The following is an 18,185-nucleotide window of genomic DNA, read 5'->3' as shown; positions in this document are numbered from 1 at the left end:
AGATTTTCTGAATATACGGAAACTACAACATTGCCTGGCATTGATCATACTTCGATGAAAATCTGTCAAAGGCCATAAGTCAATAAAATTCACAGACCATCCCATTAAGATAAACCATTACCATTTCCAATGTTCAACTCAGTCTTCAAGGCTTCCTCTGTTCCAACCGAAAAGCCTACTGAGGCTCACCCTAAGGATACTAGCGTTAAAATCTGCTTTTTGATCGAGGAATTTAAGAATTGGGGACTGCCAACAAACTTTTAATCGTCTTTATGTTAATAGCGATCGGTACAGTGGTGGGTGGGCAGGCTATTCTCAGTCGATTACCTTTAGACCAATCTCTTCTTCTCACTCGCTCGCTACCTCCCAAATCAGACCAAATAGCCGCTGGAGCTGAGGATTCTGTGATTTCCCTGGAGCAGTTAGGAGGTGTTTGGGTCGCTAACGTGGAGGTGAATGATTTCCATGAAGCCAGACTCATCGTTGATACAGGGGCAACCTTTACCACCATTTCAGAAAATTTGGCATTTGATGCGGGAATTCATTCAGATTCGGCCAATTCGCCAATTAACCTCCTTACTGTCGGGGGAAGGGTTCAAGCCGAGCTAGGCGTCGCACGAAAAATTCGTGTGGGAAATGCAGGCAGAGATGATGTCCAAGTGGTCATACATACCATACCGAACCTCCCGGATGGGATTGATGGCCTCCTCGGACTCAGTTTTTTTGATCGTTTTCTTGTTCGTTTGGACCATTCCAACAAACAGTTACATCTCTCGCCAAGAACTTAGTCCCCAGAGTCCCTTTTTAGCTCTACCTTGATGTTCATTGGCTATTAATCTTGAGCTTAGGCTCCATCCCCCATCCCTTGACTTGGAGTTTGGGGCCAGGGCATAAACTTTTCTCCGATCCTTCCGAACCCTAAAAAAAAGCTCCTACCTTTAGGATTCAGAGAATCAGTCCTTGACAGTTCTCGAAGGCAGTATGGTAATACTACCTTTCCCCTAAACAGACAGGACTTAACCCATGCGTTTTTTCATTTATGCGGACAATTTGAATCCCACACAGCTCAAACGACGTGCACCTGAAGCACAATTTTTATTTATGGCATACGTGCCAGACCACACCATCAAATTCGGGCGCTGGTCCAACCAATGGCGCTGTGGATTAGCTACCATTGCCCCTTCTGCTGGTGAGAGGGTGTGGGGAGGGGTTTTTGAGCTCACCCAGGAGGATGTCCAAGAAATGGACAAATTCGAGGGCGATCTTCCAGAGGGAGCATTTCGTCATGTTGAGATCCATGTGTTCACTCAGGAAGGAGAAAAAGAGTTCGTAAGCACGCACGTAGCCCAAAGCATTGGAAAATTTAAAGCCAAAGATCATTATTTAGATTGGATTCTTGCGGGAGTTACGCATTGGAAGTTACCGGATGAATGCGTGGACATGTGGAATCTGTTTCGCTCTCAATGAGCCCTTCGTTCATTTTTTCGATTGAATTTTTCTCTCTTTCACCTATTCGTTGAGAAGGAGTATTTATGCCAAAACCGAAGTATCATATTCTGGTATGCACGAATTCCCGTCCTCCTGGTCATCCCAAGCCTTCTTGTGGAGCTGCGGGCGCTCAAAATTTATTGATGGCACTCAATATGGGATTGATTGAACGTGGCGTTCAACCTGGCGAGGTATTAGTGACTGGGACGACGTGCCTCGGGCCTTGCGAAAGTGGCCCTAACGTTGTCGTCTATCCGACAGGAACCTGGTACTCTCAGGTCAAAGACTCCGATGTGGCGGTAATTTTGGATGAGCACATCAAAAAAGGAGAGCCTGCTGCTCAGCTCAAACCGGATTCCGTTTGGTCGTAATTGCCAGGTTTTGCCTATATGGGTTAAGCATGGATGAACATCAAGATCATAAAGAACATGGATCACATACTGACCATTTTCAACCGTCTCATCTCACACACAAAGTACAGAGGTCATCATCTTTGGTCTGCATGGTGCTCACATGTAGTGATACCCGAACGCCAGATTCCGATACCAGTGGAAAGCTAATCTGCCATCTTTTAAAAGAGCAGGGACACTCCATCTCAGAGTACCGAATCATTAAAGATGAACCGGCCGATATCAAAGCCATGCTCCTCAAAGCCAGTGGTCAAGAAGCGCTTCAGGTCATTATTATCAATGGCGGGACAGGTATTTCCCGGCGAGACTCCACATTTGAAGCCGTTGATGATTTATTGGAAAAACGACTAGATGGATTTGGAGAGCTTTTTCGGTATTTGAGCTATCAAGATATTGGATCCTCTGCCATGTTAAGTCGGGCCACCGCAGGAACCTACGGGAAATTGGTGGTATTTTCTATTCCAGGATCTCAGGGGGCTGTTCGCCTCGCAATGGAGAAACTTATTCTACCTGAAATGGGACATATAGCTGGAGAACTCACCAAATAGGCATCTTAAGGAACATTCCTCTTCCATTCCCCTTCAGACAACCTTCCATTAAGAAAGTAAAGCAGGCGAGAAACAGTTATATTGGCTAATAGACCATCTTTCCTTCCGCCACCATTACCACCTGGCCTCCAACTTTAATTTCTTTAATCACATCATCATCAGAAAAAATCTGCACCAAAATACGGGACGGACGGTCAATTTCATACCCTTGCTCCATAACCACTTCAGTGGTCGGACCAACTTCTACAACCCCATTCTTGACTAAATAGGCACCAAGGGCGCCACTTGCGCTGCCTGTTGCAGGGTCCTCCGAAATACCAATGGGATCGGCAAACATTCTCGTGTGAACAGTGGCGCTTTCCTCCACCGTCATCGTTGTAAAGATCATAATTCCATTAGCCCCAAATCGAGCACAAATCTCTAAGACTTCAGAATGATCAACCTCCATGGATTTTGCGGCTGTCAGGCTCCGAATAGGCACAATTAGTACCGGCAATCCCGTCGATACCAATTCAACAGGGAAAAGGGTATCGGCAATGAGCGATCTGTGTATTCCCAAAGCTTTGGCAATATCATAAATAGCCTCCGCCTGTGTGATGACATCTATAAATTGCGGAGAGGGTTGCGACATAATGACCTGTTCAATTTGTCCCTTCAGGACAATAAGGTCAAGCGCATACAGGCCCAGGGTACATTCATAAAAAACTTTCGTCACGGGCTCCTGCAAGGCAAGATGCTTGAGTGTCCCAAGCACATAAAATGTTCCCAAAATAGGATGGCCCGCAAACGGAATTTCTTGAAGAGGAGTAAAGATTCTCACCTTGGCCGCAGCCTTGGAATCGGAGGGCGGGAGTACAAATACCGTTTCAGACAAATTCATTTCACGCGCAATTTGCTGAAACTCCCGCTCGCTAAGCTCTCCTGGGGACGGAAATACTGCCAAAGGATTGCCGCCAAATGGCTCACTTGTAAATACATCAACCTGATAAAATTGAAGCCAGTTTTTAGAAGAATCCATAATCAACAGGAAAACATTTTAGGTGGGATTAAGATATATTAGACGAATCTCAAAATCACAAAAACCATAGGAGGTATCTCATCTGTAGAGGGAAATTTTACTGACCTCCCGTCACCATGCATTCCTCATAAGCCCTTTGAAGCGAGGAACTCCTCTACCCCCATTTTTCCATCAGCCATTTTTTTTCACACATGAACAAATTGTTGTCTTTAAAAAAGAACAATCCTCTTACTCTTTTCACCATATAAACTCCAACTCATTAATAGTTCAGTATTTCTGAATCACCCATTTTCCTATCAACTTTACGCTAATAATGAGGTCGCTTCATAAGAACGTGCCAAGGGATTACGCACATAATCCTCCACATAATTTTGTAGGGACCCATTTCGATATAATCGATTATTGGCAAACTTCGTGCTAATTTTTGGCAAAATCCGCGCCTTCACTCCGGTTTTATTTACAAAGTCGTCAATATGAACCCCGGCAATATCGCGATTCGGACCTCTTCCAGACTCCACAATACATTGGGGGACATAAATATATTTCTCTTTTGTCAGCCGTTTGGCAATGTCGTTTAAGGTCAACAAAACCGTACAATCAGAATCCCCTCCGAGGGTGGTATTCGGCACATGGAGATACCTGGCTCGATTCTTCCTGAACATAGACAATATCCGATACACACTTCCCGCCATGACGACCGAATCCCGTTTTTCCAATTCCAAAGAGTCAAATAGACTAATAATTCGCTTTCGGTTCAAAAAAGCCGTCACATAGGCTTCAGTATGGATTGTCGTAAGATTTGGAAGGTCGGCATCGTATATCTTTTCCGCCTCAACAGCAAGATAGTTTCGACCTTGCCTCATCACACGTCTGGTTGCCTCTTGAATTCCGCCAACCGGCGTCAAACATCCCATCCACAGTACACACCGGGAATTGATTCTGGAAATCGTTTTCGCATCTGCCGACATCGTATTTTCATCAAAGGCATAAAAATTTGCAGAGGAAACTGCAGGGCCATCCAAAACCTTCATCAGATGTTTAACTGATGGAGCATGCGGCATCAGTTTTTGCCTATACTCCCCAAGGGTAATAACGGATAACTCAAAATTTATTCTCCCGGGATATTGCTCGACCAATCGATGAATCTTGGGAACATGGACAAAACCAACTGTGAAAAATTGAATGCTTTTATCGGTAAATTTCAAAAAATCTTCGACCCACTCCATGGCTTTTGGATGAAGAAACAAATCGGTCCATTCCATATATTCATTCCCGCCCAGACACCAGAACTGAAGAGGATCTGTTGGCTTGGAGTTAATATAGTTCAACATAAACTCCCAGTCTTCCTGGGAGGTTTTTGGTGGATCCAGCGTTTCTCGGTAGGAATGATCTAATTCATAACAAAATGCACATTTGACGGGACATTCTTTCCCCAGGCTCAACGGTATTTTCCCTGCATCCATTTCCCCCTTCAACACATCGCGATAATCCTGGCTGCCAAATAACTTTGGAGCTTCTAAGATGGGGAGTTCACGTAGCATCGAAAAAATTTTATAAGGAAAAGACCGGCTGTGGTTAGCTCTGAAATCCAATTGACAGTATCACTGCTCTTTTGAAACACTTGAGCATATCAATCAGGCTGCTGAGCACCATAAAACCTTCTGATGAAAGATTCATGATCTCCTCAAGCGACCCAAACTCAATGACCGTCGAACGGGCACTGCTGCTCCTAAATCTCACAGAGCCATTTTCGCCTGATGCCTTACAGCAACGATTTGAGGAAGCCAGGCGAGTCTGGTATCCGTCACGTTACGCAGGCCTCACCAATAATCCAGCGAAGTATATGGAAATGTATAAAAAGGGAGAGGCCAAAACTAAAGAAATACATGCAGCCTATCAAATTCTAACCAATCATCTGCAGAATAGCCGTCCCTCTCGAAACAGGTTGATCACGGAGCAGCATGACTAACCACACGGGACATTCCTGACTCACCTTTTGAATTTTTCTCGGAAGGCGCATTAGCCACAGGCCAGGTAATCAACCCTTGAACCCCATCAGTTCGTGGTTCATCCTGCCCGGCTTTCATCGCATAGATCTGGGGCAGGTAATTCGTACCAAACTTGGAAATATAGAGGAATACATGTTCACGGGCATTAACTCTCACAGCCCATGGCTCAAAATCCTTCTGATAAAACTCCTCTGCTAATTGCATCGCCTCCAAACAAGTAATCCCGCCTGGTTCTTTCAGCGTGTAATAGTAATCGAGAGGCATATCATACTCTTCCTGCTTGTGAATGGTGATACCAAACTTATCAGGATTCCGAACCATTGGTGTATGTCGGTAGGCCACAAAATAAAATAATTCCACCGAATGAATATACCGTTTATTTTCCAGGAGAAATTCCCGTGTCTCCTCGGCTTCATCCCGTGTTTCGCCCGGAAAACCATAGAAAGCCATCACATGATTCCAGATTCCGGCTTTGGCAGCTTCCCGTAAATTATTTTCAATCACCGCCTTTTTCGCATGCTTATCCATAAGTTCCAATACACGCTCATTTGCCGATTCCATCCCATAATACAGCGTGCAACACCCAGCTTGAACGGCTTGTTTCCATATTTCGGGATCCTGCAATGATTCTTCAAACCGAATCAAGGTCGTCCATTTTATCCCCACCTGCTCCTCAATCAGCAATTGCGAAACCTTTTTTAATAAGGCGGGAGGATAGGATTCATCTGAAAATAAAAAGTGCTCTGCCTGGTATTTCTCCTTCAAGGCTTTGATTTCTCGGACTACATCATGCGCGGGTTTTCCACGGTACTGATCGAAATATCCCTGCCCATGATCACAAAAGGTACATCGTCCCCAGTAACACCCTCGAGTGGCCAAATAAGGTAAAATTCGAACCGGGACAAAATAGGCATCCAAGGGTAACCCTTCAAAATCCGGAAGAGGCAAGGCCGTCGTCTTTTCCGTATATATTTCCTCATTCACACGGACCTCCCCCTCTTGATGCCACATCAAGTTAGGGACCTTGCCCCAGTCTCGTTCACCCGCCAGGGCTTCCAACAACCAAACCAACGCATGTTCGCCTTCGTACAATATGGCCGAATCAAAGACTTGCGTGAAAAATTGCTTCCGCTTTGGGAGATCATCTTTTAACCGAGTAATCACGTTGCCACCCACGGTCACATGAATGTCAGGAAATTCCTCTTTAATCATTTTACAAAAGGTCATACCCGCCAGGAGTTGCATTTGGGTTCCGACGGAAACTCCAATCACTTCCGGTTGTTCTCGCTGAATAGCAGGAAGCACTAACTGACGACACACATCCCGATACACGTTAACAAGATCGTCATCCAGGCATGCCAACACTTCAGTCGAAACTCCCGAGCGATACCCCAGATTACTTTCCATGGGATAGAAAACGAGGGAAGCGGGGAAATAGGCGGCAGAAATAAACTGCATAACATCGCGAAATGTTTGTAGGGCCCATTCCAGTTTTCCTGCATCATAAAATGACTCGCCTCGCACAATGGCTTTGGCCTCTATAGCTCGTTCAGCCAATTCCATAACATCTATAGCATCTTGCGACGTCACACACGCCAATCGGTCTCGTTCTAAATCGGTCAATTCCTTGCGGGCTTTCCGTTCGTTCAAACCTCGCCGCTGCTGATCCATTCGAAGCTTTACCCAGATTAAAAAGGAATCACTGAAAAACCAGTCGTACATTTCAATGTTGACATCTTTCTGTACCACGTCATGGCCATAGGACCGAAGTACGGCAGTCAGACTGGGGAGAGCAAGGTATGGAGCGGTAGGAACCCATTCCGGAGGAAAGAGCAACATCGTTTTAAACGTCCGTCTGGATTTATCGGTCGAACCACCACGCTCAATTTCAATTAAGGTATCAGTCATAGGGTCAACACTCCTGACATTAGACAGAGGCTAATTTCGTTGAGGAATCCTGCGAGTCGAGCCGAAATTGCAGCGAAGGTAATTTATTGGTCCCGAAGTGGGCCACGTACAAGAACACATACTCCCGTACGAAAATTTTTAAATCCCACCCAGCATAATGATTTTGCTCAAACTCCTCGAAAACCCGTTCGGCATCCTCAATACTCAATCCTTCTTTTACCGTAAAATAGTAATCCAAGGCCAAATCCCATTCCGGATTTTTATAATAGGTAATGCCAAATTTTTCAGGATTCTTCGCGACGGGGGTATGTTTACTCAAATCAAAGGTCCCAAATCCAATCGAATGAACGTGTTCTCGATTATCCTCCAAAAATTGAATAGAGAATTTGGCCTCTTGGTAAGTTTCCCCTGGGAATCCAAAAAATCCCATGACATGATTCCAAACCCCATGTTTAGAGGACAACTCCAAGCTTCGCTGGATCACTTCCGTCGTGGTCGCCTTATCCATGAGTTGAAGCACCCGCTCACTTCCGGATTCATAACCCATATGAAGGAACTTACATCCCGATGTCCTGGCATCCGCCCAAACTTGGTCCTCAAGAAGACTCTTTTCGAAACGGATATGTGTGGTCCAGGCAATATCTAAATTTGACTCAATCAATTTTTTGGTGAGTTTCCGAAATAAGGCAGGGGGATATGACTCATCTGTAAAATGAAAATTTCGGGCCTGATACTTATTTTTCAAATATGTCAGTTCTTCAATAATCTGCCAATCCCTTTTGGTCCGATACCCTGCGGTATAGCCCTCACCATGATCACAGAACTCACACCGCCCCCAGTAACATCCACGAGTGGCTAAGTAGGGAAGAATCGGCTCAGGGACAAAGTATTTCTCTAATGGCAATCCGTCGAAATCTGGAGGAGGTAACTCGCCCATATTTTCGGCGTAGGATTCGGAATTCACATGAATCCCCGCTGCATCTCTGAACAGTAAATTAGGAACATGTGATAAATCCCCATCCGAGCCTATGGCTTCCACTAATCGCAACAGGGCCGTTTCACCTTCATAGACAATCGCACTATCAAATAATGCGAAGAGATTGGGGATATCTGGAAGCACTTCTCTCAGGCGGGTGACAGTATTGCCTCCGATGGTCACATGAATATCGGGAAATTGCTCCTTAATGAGTGCACAAAATGTCATAGAAGAAAACAATTGCTGACGAAGAACAATTGAAATCCCAATGACATCAGGCTTTTCGGCCAGAATGGCCGGCTTCAGAATTTCCTCAAATACATCCCGATAAATATTGACTTGGGTATCCTCAACGGCCTCAAGCACTTCAGACGACATAAACAGTTTATAGGATAAATCGGTTTCCATTGGAGGCATGCAGATTCTTGCCGGGGCATACACCAAGGATATCGTGGCCGTCACTTCCCTGAATGTGTTCATCACCCATTCCAGCTTGTCACTCTCGTAAAACTCTTGGCTTCGAACAATTTCCTTTGCTTTCTCGGCTCTTTCCGCTAAGTCGCTGATGTAGCCTCGGGTACAATTGCAGAGAGCTAACTGAAGATCCACTTCCTCATCCGTTAATTCACGGCTCTTTTTAATTTTTTTGAGACGATCAAGTTGCTGGGGAACTTTTTTAAGAATGCGACGGAGGAAGTCCCGGCTAAAATACCAGTCGTACATTTCTAGATTGACATCTTTTTGGACTACGTCATGGCCGGCAGATCGAAGAAAGGCCGTTAGGGTCGGAAGGCTCAAATAGGGTTCTGAGGGGTACCAGTCTGGGGGAAAGACCAACAGAATCTTGGCCTTATTAATGGACTCTTTGGAATCAGTCGCTCTTGGGGAATGAATCTTAGAGGGGCGAATCAACCCACCTTTATCATAATTTATCCTCATTTTAACACCTTAGGTAAAATTATTTATTCGCGTTTAAGTCAATCAATCTGACATCTTGAACAACCTATATCATCACTATTTTTAATCAAAAAATAACCCATTGATTTTTATTAGTTTTTTTCATTAGATAGATTCCACATTCTAAGTCCTTGAAAAAACAATGGTCAAGGCCAATCGCACGGTCAAACAGTATTGTAAGAAATTAATATTTGACCGAATAATATCTTCATATTAGAATCACTCATCTGCCCTGGGAATTCCTTCCTTGTCTGGTAGCGTACTCTTCATCAACAACTCTAAAATTTCTTAGAATCCCTAAGAAATGGCTGTGAGGAAATGACCATGAGCAATACAATCATGCCTGAATGTCGCAACTGGATGTCGTACTTAATGGATTCGTTAGTCAATTCTGGGGCAATGCCCTCCTGGGAAGCCCTCCAATATCTAGTGACGAACCTGCTGGGTGAGGCGCCAAATCCCCACCTCCATCAAAGCAAATCGCCTTATGAAACGACACAACAACTCCTCCATCGTATTTATGGACCAATCGTTGAAGCCGCCTCCCGTACAAATGAGCTTCCAGCCCAAGCCATGATACATATGTTTACGGATATCAGTCTCATGGGAAAATCGGCAGTCTTGGTGGTGTTTTTTCCAGGACATAACGCTCCCCATCAATTATTGCTATTGGACTCAGTTCCCGCCTGGGACTTGGTATTTGAAAATTCTTCTGCTTTCGATAATTGGGCTGAAGAACGATATCAATGGATCGTGAAAGCCCTTCAGAGCATTAGCCACCCAATTGAATCTTCAATGCTTGAATGCCCCGACAACCTCCAACCGATTCTGGTCTAGCCTAAGCATGCTTATCAGGATATAGACGGTAGAGCCGAGTTGGCAGAATTTTCTCCACTATTGGGACAAAAAGGAAGCCTGGGCTAAAACGCTACCAGCCCGGAAAAATAATTTTCATGGGTTTCATTGAAATGTACGATGCCCCAGGGACAAACAAAGTCCCACGTAGATGAGACATACACAACCGGCCATTCTAGCCAGACAAGTCCTTTCCTTTGTCAGCTTGACAGGCCACAGGACGTGGCGCTATCCATGAAACATTAGGATACAACATGAGGTAACTATGCCAATCAATGTATTACTCAAAAACTCCCCCCGAGGGCGCGGTCCAGAACCAAGCCAAGCTCTTTTAAAAGAAACTCAAGAATTTCCAGAAGGTGAAGAGCGGACAAAAGAAGCGGATTTGGCAGCTCAAGAAATTCAGGCTTTATGGGAATCTCAAGAAATCGGGATCAGCCGTTGGTCGGGTGAAAGTGGCCAACGATATTCTGATCCGGATTAGCACTCGTAGATTTCAGACCACCTTCAGTACACTCCTCCTGTCCCTCTTTCGAAGGTTTAATAGAGGAATCCCGCTACTCACCAAAATCGAAAGTTAACATTCTCCATATCCTCAAGTAGGGTCATAGGACAAGTTTGGGGAAAGCCAGCGTTCCACCACCGAGACATCCATCCCTTTCCGCTTGGCATAATCTTGGATTTGATCCTGTTGCACTTTTCCAACGGAAAAGTATTTGGCTTGGGGATGCGCAAAATAGAAACCACTGACTGACGCAGCCGGATACATGGCAAAGGATTCTGTCAGCTGAATACCTACAGTTTTCTCAACCTGCAATAACTCAAACAAATGCTGTTTCTCAGTATGGTCCGGGCAGGCCGGATACCCCGGCGCGGGGCGAATTCCACGATACTTTTCTTGAATGAGCGCCTCGTTGGTCAATTGCTCATCTTGGCCAAATCCCCATTTCTGTCGTACTTCACGGTGGAGCCATTCGGCAAAGGCCTCGGCTAATCGATCGGCCAAAGACTTAGCCATAATAGCGTTATAGTCATCATGATCCTGTTCAAAGCGCTGACAGAGGGCTTCGATACCGATGCCGGCCGTGACGGCAAAACCACCGATATAGTCCGCTTTTCCGCTGGACTGCGGGGCTACAAAATCAGCCAATGCATAATAAAAATCTCCTTGAGGCTTTTCTATTTGCTGGCGCAAAGTATGAAAGACTGACACACGCTCCGAACGCGCCTCATCTTTGTAGATGATAATGTCATCGCCCTGACTATTGGCTGGAAATAATCCATAGACACCTTTGGCCGTAAGCAATTTTCGATCAATGATTTCCTGCAAGAGCTTTTGAGCATCGTCAAAGAGTTCTTTGGCCTTTGGCCCAACCACGGAGTCTTCAAAAATTTTCGGAAATTTCCCGCGCAATTGCCATGCGTGGAAAAAGGGGGACCAGTCAATCATGGGAACAAGCGTTTCAAGTGCCACATCCTCAAGAACTTTGCAACCAAGGACACTCGGCTTGGCAATGGACGCCGTCTCCCAATGAATGTCGAAGGACTGCTTTCTGGCCTCTTCCAATGATACAAATTTTTTGGCCGTTGTCTTGGATAGATAGGCTTCCCGCGTTTTCTGTTGTTTCGCCTGTACATCCTCCACAAAAGCATTTTTATCATCCGGGCTCATTAACTTGCGTACGACGTTCACCGCTAAAGACGCATCTAATACATGCACGACTGGGCTGGTATACCCAGGCGCAATCTTCACCGCTGTATGGGCCTTGCTGGTGGTGGCTCCGCCAATTAGCAGAGGAATGGTAAAGCCTTCTCGAGCCATTTCTCGTGCATTATGAACCATTTCATCCAAGGAAGGAGTAATCAGACCACTCAGGCCAATCAGATCCACATGTTCTTGGCGAGCGGTTTGCAATATTTTGTCACAGGAAACCATCACACCCAGATCGAGAACTTCATAGTTATTGCACGCCAGCACGACACCGACAATGTTTTTTCCAATATCATGCACGTCGCCCTTGACGGTCGCGAGCAGGATCTTACCCTGGCTTCGACTCTCACCTTCAACTTTTTCCGCATCCATAAACGGCAACAAATACGCCACAGCTTTCTTCATGACTCGCGCGCTTTTGACCACCTGAGGCAAAAACATTTTCCCCGCGCCAAACAACTCCCCGATCACATTCATCCCATCCATTAAAGGCCCCTCAATGACATCCAGAGGCTTAGGGTATTTCTGACGGGCTTCCTCCACATCGGCATCGATGAATTCGACCAATCCCTTCACCAACGCATGCGAGAGACGTTCTTCTACCGTACCCTGGCGCCACGCATCATCAATCACAGTTGCTTTGCCCTGTTGTTTGACCGTCTCCGCGAAGGTAACCAATTCCTCAGTAGCTTCCGGCCGACGATTCAACAAGACATCCTCTACTAATTTGAGGAGATCTTTGGGAATTTCTTCATACACTCCCAATTGGCCGGCATTCACAATTCCCATGTCCATCCCCGCCTTGATGGCATGGTAGAGAAACGCGGAATGTATAGCTTCGCGAACCGTATTATTTCCTCGAAAGGAAAAGGAAATATTGCTGACTCCACCACTGACTTTGCAGAAAGGTAACGTGGCTTTGATTTGCCTCGTGGCCTCAATGTAATTCACGGCATAGGCATTGTGTTCCTCCATGCCAGTTGCGACCGTCAAAATGTTGGGATCAAAAATAATGTCCTCCGGCGGAAAGTTCAGCTTCTCAGTCAGGAGACGATAGGCCCTCGTACAGATTTCCACTTTTCGGTCAAGCGTATCTGCTTGACCTGTTTCGTCGAATGCCATAACCACCACGGCCGCACCAAAGCGACGAATCTTCCGAGCCTGCTCCAGGAATTGGTCTTCGCCTTCCTTGAGACTAATGGAATTGACCACACCCTTGCCTTGAATACACTTGAGTCCCGCCTCAATGACCGACCACTTAGAGCTATCAATCATAATGGGTACACGGGCAATATCCGGCTCGGATCCGATCAGATTTAAAAATTCCACCATGGCTTTTTGGGAATCCAGGAGCCCTTCATCCATATTCACATCGATGATTTGCGCACCTCCTTCGACTTGCTGGCGCGCCACAGCCAAGGCCTCCTCAAGATTCCCGTTGAGAATTAATTTGGAAAATTTCGGAGAACCCGTTACATTGGTCCGTTCACCAATATTGACAAAATTCCCTTCTGGTCGAATAGTCAGTGGTTCAAATCCGCTCAACCGAGTGAGACGCGGAACATGTGTTTTTTTGTGCGGAGCATAATCTTTAACCCCTCCCGCAATCGCTCGAATATGCTCGGGCGTACTTCCGCAGCACCCACCCACAATATTGACCCACCCTTGGCTGGCGAAATCGCGAAGATCTTCGCCCATTCGCTCTGGCGTCTCATCGAACCCGCCGAAGGCATTGGGCAATCCCGCATTGGGATAACAACTGATATAGACGGGCGCCACTTTGGAAAGCTCTTCAATATAGGGGCGCATTTGTTTGGCCCCTAACGCGCAATTAATCCCCACACTCAAAAGATTGGCATGAGAAATGGAATTCCAAAACGCCTCGATCAGTTGCCCTGATAACGTCCGGCCACTGAGATCGGTAATCGTGACCGACGCCATAATAGGGAATTGGCGGTGCACTTCTTCGCTGTACTGGGAAATAGCATAAAAAGCGGCCTTCGCATTCAACGTATCAAAAATGGTTTCGACCAGAAGAAGGTCGACGCCACCTTCCACCAATCCCCGAACCTGATCATAATACGCTGCGGCTAAGTCATCGAAGGTGACCGCTCGAAATGCCGGATTATTTACATCAGGCGACATCGATGCAGTACGATTGGTGGGGCCTAAGGCCCCGGCGACCCAACACGTCCGACCAGGTTTCTCTGCCTGTACCCGAGCCACCGCACGCTTGGCCAATTGTGCCGCTGCTAGATTTAAATCATAGACCAAATCCTCCATCTGATAATCGGCTAGAGAAATGGCATTGGAATTAAAGGTATTGGTCTCAATGATATCGGCGCCAACCTGAAGGTATTGCACATGGATATCTTCAATAATTTTTGGTTGCGTCAGGCTTAGCAGGTCATTATTGCCTTTGACATCACAAGCATGGTCTGCGAAACGCGTTCCGCGAAAATCCCCTTCACTGAGATTATGGGCCTGAATCATGGTACCCATGGCTCCATCCAGCACAAGGATTCGAGATTCTAAGGCCGCTTCTAATGTGCTCATTCTTACCCCCTCATCATTCAAAAAACATCCCAACTCACGGTCAACAACTCAAGACTTATCAGCAATGTCTCATTCCCCATTCTTGACTTCTAGGAATTTCAAGAAATAGGATTACGAAATTCACTATCTTTTTATGACATTTTCCTTCCCATTTTGTAAAAGGCCACTTTCATGGGTGGCCTTTGCCGCATTAGTTACAATCCTTTTTAGCATAGGGGGAATCTTGTGGCCTACCCCAGGTTCGGCCAAACCCTATTTTGAAGACGGCTATTTAGGTTTAACACAAGAAGAATTACGCCAAACACTAGGAACTCCGATGGCGGTTCGATCCCGAAAAGCCGCCCTCCGTGTTTTCAGCTACTATACGTTCCCCGATTGGCAAAGATATTTCAAAAATTTGGTTTCACCAGGAAATGGCGAAGATGTTTACACCTTTTCTCGGAATGGCATCCAAGTTCGCTATTCCTTCTCCTATATTCCCGATTTAAATGAAGGCAAGAACATTCCGACGTTGTATGTTCAGCGATGCGAAGTGGAATTTTCCCCTGCGGTTCCCTTACAAGATATTCCTTCCCTTGTCCCGGAATTTGTTCCTCCGACAGAACCGTCAGCGCCAACCTTCCGATCCAATCTCTGGGTCCTGCTGTTTAAGGGAGCTCCTTCACCGGAAGCCGATTTCATTGTTAAAGAACAAGGAAAAGAAAAGCTTGCCTGGTCGCTGGCCTACCAAATGTTTGCCATTAATGGAATTCCCAATATCCTCTCCGTCGACATCCCCATTGACCGGCTGGAAATTACAACTCAAAGCCTGCAACTCGTCAGGACTCAGCAACGATTAACTCATGAACCCATCCTCAACCCCTTTTCACCAGAATTCCAGAAACATATTCCTGCTCCATCGGCACCGATCAAATCCGTTCCTCAACCCCACTATGAGGATTGATCTTCTGCCAAAATTTTGTTGGAGGTTGACCCTTCCTCGACCTTACTCAAATCTAAGATCCCGCTCTTCTCCTAATGATAAATAGCCCTCGCCCCATTGATTGGCGTCCTCAATATTCCAATCATTGTCATCGGTTGCGAGTTTTAGTCGAATACCCCAATTTCCTCCAAAAACAATAAAGGCTGAACCTGCACCTGAATCTTCTACCCTTTGCGCATAAGCAGGACAAAGTGGTTGATCAGGATCATCACACCACCCCGTTACCACACACCATTCTCCCTGGGAAATCCGATCATAGGATTTTATATGGGACACCCGCCGCGGAGGTCCCAACTCCTTAAACCTTATGAAATATGAACCCTCAAAATTCGGGTTCTGTTCAACTTCCAGAAACATCCCAATTCTACCTTGACCCGCCTGGAAATCCACTGTTAGATTAATGAGTAAATTACCTTAATTATGATAACACACGAAAATCCAAAAATGTCCTCACCGTCATTATCTGCAGAGAGAAACATTTCCTGTCCGGAGACTGAACAGCTCTCCCAGTCGACAAACAACGAATCTCACATTACTCCATGGATCTGTCGACGCCCGGTTCGGCTCACAATATATGGCTTTTTGGTAGCTTTTGGGCTCTGGATGGTCGGATGGGGCGTTGTACCACGATTACTGGATCCAACCTTTGAACAGCACCTACAAGATAAATCTGTCATGGCTGGGATGAGTCGCGAGCAAGTGATGGATGCCTGGGGTTCCCCTTATCAAATGAATGTCAGCTATACAGAAAAAGGCATACGACGAGAAGAATGGATCTATGAAGACTGGCTGGACTCAAGCACGATTAAGCACAGATATCTCTACTTTGAAGAAGGGAAATTAATAGGAGGCTGGTATTGAGAAACGTTCTGTTCCAACAAAAGGTTGGAGTGAAACGCGGCTCATCAGAAAAATTGCACTATTCCTCACTAACTAAACCTTACTCAAAGTTTGGATTTCCTTAAGGAGTTTCGGTAATCTGGGCTCGTCTTATCTTTCCTGTTCCCCCAGAAATAATTAAAACCCGTTTCCATTCCCGGATTTGATATATCCCCCAGGCATTGGGTTGTCCCTGGTAAAATGCCAGAGGATCTTCGCCTTTAGCACTTAAGTACGTGGGTTCGGTAAATCCCTCATCCATAACATATTCCATTAAATTTTCGGCTGTGACCCCTTCCCCCCGTAGAGTTACGTTCGCTAAAAATTCTAAAATGGCATCAGGATCGGCCAGATTAATTGGTTGCATTGTTACTGACTCCTTTGATATGTGATAATATGATATCAATACATAGGCACGTAGGATGTCTATCATAATTCCATATTTACTAAAAAGCCCACCTATTCATTTCAAGCAAATAGACCGCCATAAGGGATAACCCCTCTGTATGAGAAAACTTTCACCAGAACAATTTCGTGACCGAATATTTGATGTGCTGCGCCGAAAACACCATTGGGCCACTCCCTTTCTTGAAGGTAGCACGATTACCAAAGAAAAATTGAATATTTTTTTTCATCAGGAATACGTCGTCTATGTTCGCGATTTCTCTGTACTCCTCGCTCAGATTCTTGGGAAAAATCCTCCATGGGAGGCACGCCGACTGCTTGCCACTATTATCTACGAAGAGGAAACCGGAGGGTTCTCCCTTGGACAACCTCACCAAGAACTATTCCTTCACATGATGAATGGATTGGGATTTGATAGGGCTGGATTTCGGGATGTGGAACTGTTGGCCTCAAGCCGTGGCTATCGAGAATGGTTAAATCAAATATGCCAGGAAGAAGAGTGGTCGGTGGGAGCGGCGGTTCTTTCAATTTTTATAAAAGGAACGGCCAACGATCCGGAAGAAGTGCTATATCCCAAGCCAGCACAAAACCAGGATGAGATTGAAGATATTGTCCGGAAACATTATCTCAGTCAGCACCAAGGCTTATCACCGGCATTTATGGATTATATTCGTGCCCAACATATGTTTTCCGCAGGATCTCGGAAAACGGTGTATGACATGGTGACGCATCATACCGATGAAAGCGGTGATCAGATCAAGGTGCTCTCGCTATTAGAAGAGGCATTGAACTTGTGGTCACGATATCAGGAGGGAATTGCCCGTGCCTGTGGTATTCGACAAGCCTAATCATTTCCATTTGTTTTTGGTCTTCATTGCCGTCACGAAAAATCTGGATTTTGTTTCCTGAACACCTGGCGAAGTGATCCACGCACTGCCACATTCATTCACACGGTCTTTAGATCATTGCAAGCCGCTAGAATTCATTACACGATGTTTGATTATCGCTATCCTGGCAATCTTCAATTTGCAGTGCTCTTGGACTCCTGAAGTAGAAACGGTTCTCTATGAGGGGTCTGAGTGCGTTATTTCCCTAAAAACATCTGATGCGCTAAAGCAGGCTCCAACGCATCCAGCATTTCTTTCTGAATCTCTTATTGCCAAGATTTTAAATGGCATGACCATCAGCCAAGATGAAGGCATACTCCAACAATTACTGCTTTCAAATCGCCACCCCGTTCCAGCATTCTCTCCATCTCAAATAATTTTTTTGGCACCCCACGTATCCATGGCATTTTCTCAGGTCACACCAGAAGAAGTAATTCATTTTAAGTGTCCACCGACCAACGAGCAGCAATTTCCGACCCAGGGAATGCTCGCCGCTTTTCCTCCATCCACTCTTCTGTTGACTTTGGAAAATTTAAAATCCTACCCTGGGGTATCTCCAAAAATGCAAAATTCTCCGCAAAAATTCCAGCCAACCT

Annotated in this window: 17 protein-coding genes; 10 read left to right on the top strand and 7 right to left on the bottom strand. The window is 45.6% G+C overall.

Features of this window, described 5'->3' with window-relative positions:
• Positions 1 to 239: 239 nt before the first annotated feature.
• The 4 genes from PQG83_RS04510 to PQG83_RS04495 all read left to right on the top strand — a co-directional run bounded on the left by PQG83_RS04510 (position 240) and on the right by PQG83_RS04495 (position 2,446).
• Positions 240 to 788 carry a retropepsin-like aspartic protease family protein gene (locus PQG83_RS04510; protein WP_312747284.1) on the top strand — a complete coding sequence of 183 codons (549 nt, stop codon included), beginning with the start codon at positions 240 to 242 and terminating at the stop codon, positions 786 to 788.
• 235 nt (positions 789 to 1,023) lie between these two features.
• Positions 1,024 to 1,467, top strand: coding sequence for a gamma-glutamylcyclotransferase family protein (locus tag PQG83_RS04505; RefSeq protein WP_312747281.1), 444 nt, complete (start codon positions 1,024 to 1,026; stop codon positions 1,465 to 1,467).
• Positions 1,468 to 1,532: 65 nt separating this feature from the next.
• On the top strand, positions 1,533 to 1,859 hold the full coding sequence (locus PQG83_RS04500) for a (2Fe-2S) ferredoxin domain-containing protein (RefSeq protein WP_312641022.1): 327 nt from the start codon (positions 1,533 to 1,535) through the stop codon (positions 1,857 to 1,859).
• A 29-nt stretch (positions 1,860 to 1,888) separates the two neighbouring features.
• A complete protein-coding gene (locus tag PQG83_RS04495; RefSeq protein WP_312747278.1) occupies positions 1,889 to 2,446 on the top strand; it encodes a MogA/MoaB family molybdenum cofactor biosynthesis protein in 558 nt (185 codons plus the stop codon).
• An 85-nt stretch (positions 2,447 to 2,531) separates the two neighbouring features.
• Here the strand turns inward: PQG83_RS04495 and PQG83_RS04490 are convergent, their stop codons facing one another.
• Positions 2,532 to 3,464 carry a PhzF family phenazine biosynthesis protein gene (locus PQG83_RS04490; RefSeq protein ID WP_312747276.1) on the bottom strand — a complete coding sequence of 311 codons (933 nt, stop codon included), beginning with the start codon at positions 3,462 to 3,464 and terminating at the stop codon, positions 2,532 to 2,534.
• 302 nt (positions 3,465 to 3,766) lie between these two features.
• Positions 3,767 to 5,005, bottom strand: a complete 1,239-nt coding sequence (locus PQG83_RS04485; RefSeq protein WP_312747273.1) for a hypothetical protein — start codon at positions 5,003 to 5,005, stop codon at positions 3,767 to 3,769.
• A gap of 134 nt (positions 5,006 to 5,139) precedes the next feature.
• On the opposite strand from PQG83_RS04485, the gene PQG83_RS04480 reads away from it, so the two are divergent.
• Positions 5,140 to 5,433: a hypothetical protein gene (locus PQG83_RS04480; RefSeq protein WP_312747271.1), complete on the top strand. Its 294-nt coding sequence runs from the start codon at positions 5,140 to 5,142 to the stop codon at positions 5,431 to 5,433.
• Here the strand turns inward: PQG83_RS04480 and PQG83_RS04475 are convergent.
• Together PQG83_RS04475 and PQG83_RS04470 are read right to left on the bottom strand one after the other, a co-directional pair.
• Positions 5,414 to 7,381 carry a B12-binding domain-containing radical SAM protein gene (locus PQG83_RS04475; protein WP_312747270.1) on the bottom strand — a complete coding sequence of 656 codons (1,968 nt, stop codon included), beginning with the start codon at positions 7,379 to 7,381 and terminating at the stop codon, positions 5,414 to 5,416. The two genes, PQG83_RS04480 and PQG83_RS04475, sit on opposite strands and share 20 nt — an antisense overlap.
• A 19-nt stretch (positions 7,382 to 7,400) precedes the next feature.
• Positions 7,401 to 9,296: a B12-binding domain-containing radical SAM protein gene (locus PQG83_RS04470; protein ID WP_312747267.1), complete on the bottom strand. Its 1,896-nt coding sequence runs from the start codon at positions 9,294 to 9,296 to the stop codon at positions 7,401 to 7,403.
• Positions 9,297 to 9,638: 342 nt separating this feature from the next.
• Here PQG83_RS04470 and PQG83_RS04465 point away from each other — a divergent pair, with 342 nt between their 5' ends.
• Complete coding sequence (locus tag PQG83_RS04465) at positions 9,639 to 10,151, top strand: hypothetical protein (protein ID WP_312747265.1); 513 nt, start codon at positions 9,639 to 9,641, stop codon at positions 10,149 to 10,151.
• Between the two features lie 283 nt (positions 10,152 to 10,434).
• The gene (locus PQG83_RS04460; RefSeq protein ID WP_312747262.1) at positions 10,435 to 10,653 is read left to right on the top strand and encodes a hypothetical protein; all 219 of its coding nucleotides are present in this window, start codon (positions 10,435 to 10,437) and stop codon (positions 10,651 to 10,653) included.
• A 111-nt stretch (positions 10,654 to 10,764) separates the two neighbouring features.
• Here the strand turns inward: PQG83_RS04460 and metH are convergent, their stop codons facing one another.
• Positions 10,765 to 14,436 (bottom strand): methionine synthase, encoded by a 3,672-nt coding sequence (gene metH, locus PQG83_RS04455; RefSeq protein ID WP_312747260.1) that lies wholly within the window; start codon positions 14,434 to 14,436, stop codon positions 10,765 to 10,767.
• Positions 14,437 to 14,659: 223 nt separating this feature from the next.
• On the opposite strand from metH, the gene PQG83_RS04450 reads away from it, so the two are divergent.
• Positions 14,660 to 15,379: a hypothetical protein gene (locus PQG83_RS04450; protein WP_312747258.1), complete on the top strand. Its 720-nt coding sequence runs from the start codon at positions 14,660 to 14,662 to the stop codon at positions 15,377 to 15,379.
• A gap of 42 nt (positions 15,380 to 15,421) precedes the next feature.
• On the opposite strand, the gene PQG83_RS04445 is transcribed toward PQG83_RS04450, so the two are convergent.
• On the bottom strand, positions 15,422 to 15,646 hold the full coding sequence (locus PQG83_RS04445; protein ID WP_312747256.1) for a hypothetical protein: 225 nt from the start codon (positions 15,644 to 15,646) through the stop codon (positions 15,422 to 15,424).
• Positions 15,647 to 15,862: 216 nt separating this feature from the next.
• Between PQG83_RS04445 and PQG83_RS04440 the strand changes: the two genes are divergently transcribed.
• The gene (locus PQG83_RS04440; RefSeq protein WP_312747254.1) at positions 15,863 to 16,279 is read left to right on the top strand and encodes a hypothetical protein; all 417 of its coding nucleotides are present in this window, start codon (positions 15,863 to 15,865) and stop codon (positions 16,277 to 16,279) included.
• A gap of 100 nt (positions 16,280 to 16,379) precedes the next feature.
• Here PQG83_RS04440 and PQG83_RS04435 read toward each other — a convergent pair whose 3' ends face one another.
• A complete protein-coding gene (locus PQG83_RS04435) occupies positions 16,380 to 16,664 on the bottom strand; it encodes a hypothetical protein (protein WP_312747251.1) in 285 nt (94 codons plus the stop codon).
• 139 nt (positions 16,665 to 16,803) lie between these two features.
• Here PQG83_RS04435 and PQG83_RS04430 point away from each other — a divergent pair, with 139 nt between their 5' ends.
• A complete protein-coding gene (locus PQG83_RS04430) occupies positions 16,804 to 17,550 on the top strand; it encodes an iron-containing redox enzyme family protein (protein ID WP_312747248.1) in 747 nt (248 codons plus the stop codon).
• Positions 17,551 to 18,185: the final 635 nt, after the last annotated feature.

Source organism: Candidatus Nitrospira neomarina (assembly GCF_032051675.1).
Taxonomy (GTDB): Bacteria; Nitrospirota; Nitrospiria; order Nitrospirales; family UBA8639; genus Nitrospira_E; species Nitrospira_E neomarina.
Note: the sequence above shows the minus strand (reverse complement) of the source record. Positions and strands in the feature narration are given on the sequence as shown.

Coding starts and splice junctions, on each gene's coding strand:
- metH (WP_312747260.1), bottom strand. CDS start 14,436: ATGAGCACATTAGAAGCGGCCTTAGAATCTCGAATCCTTGTGCTGGAT.
- PQG83_RS04500 (WP_312641022.1), top strand. CDS start 1,533: ATGCCAAAACCGAAGTATCATATTCTGGTATGCACGAATTCCCGTCCT.
- PQG83_RS04435 (WP_312747251.1), bottom strand. CDS start 16,664: ATGCAACCAATTAATCTGGCCGATCCTGATGCCATTTTAGAATTTTTA.
- PQG83_RS04490 (WP_312747276.1), bottom strand. CDS start 3,464: ATGGATTCTTCTAAAAACTGGCTTCAATTTTATCAGGTTGATGTATTT.
- PQG83_RS04465 (WP_312747265.1), top strand. CDS start 9,639: ATGAGCAATACAATCATGCCTGAATGTCGCAACTGGATGTCGTACTTA.
- PQG83_RS04505 (WP_312747281.1), top strand. CDS start 1,024: ATGCGTTTTTTCATTTATGCGGACAATTTGAATCCCACACAGCTCAAA.
- PQG83_RS04485 (WP_312747273.1), bottom strand. CDS start 5,005: ATGCTACGTGAACTCCCCATCTTAGAAGCTCCAAAGTTATTTGGCAGC.
- PQG83_RS04430 (WP_312747248.1), top strand. CDS start 16,804: ATGAGAAAACTTTCACCAGAACAATTTCGTGACCGAATATTTGATGTG.
- PQG83_RS04470 (WP_312747267.1), bottom strand. CDS start 9,296: ATGAGGATAAATTATGATAAAGGTGGGTTGATTCGCCCCTCTAAGATT.
- PQG83_RS04480 (WP_312747271.1), top strand. CDS start 5,140: ATGATCTCCTCAAGCGACCCAAACTCAATGACCGTCGAACGGGCACTG.
- PQG83_RS04440 (WP_312747254.1), top strand. CDS start 15,863: ATGTCCTCACCGTCATTATCTGCAGAGAGAAACATTTCCTGTCCGGAG.
- PQG83_RS04475 (WP_312747270.1), bottom strand. CDS start 7,381: ATGACTGATACCTTAATTGAAATTGAGCGTGGTGGTTCGACCGATAAA.
- PQG83_RS04495 (WP_312747278.1), top strand. CDS start 1,889: ATGGATGAACATCAAGATCATAAAGAACATGGATCACATACTGACCAT.
- PQG83_RS04460 (WP_312747262.1), top strand. CDS start 10,435: ATGCCAATCAATGTATTACTCAAAAACTCCCCCCGAGGGCGCGGTCCA.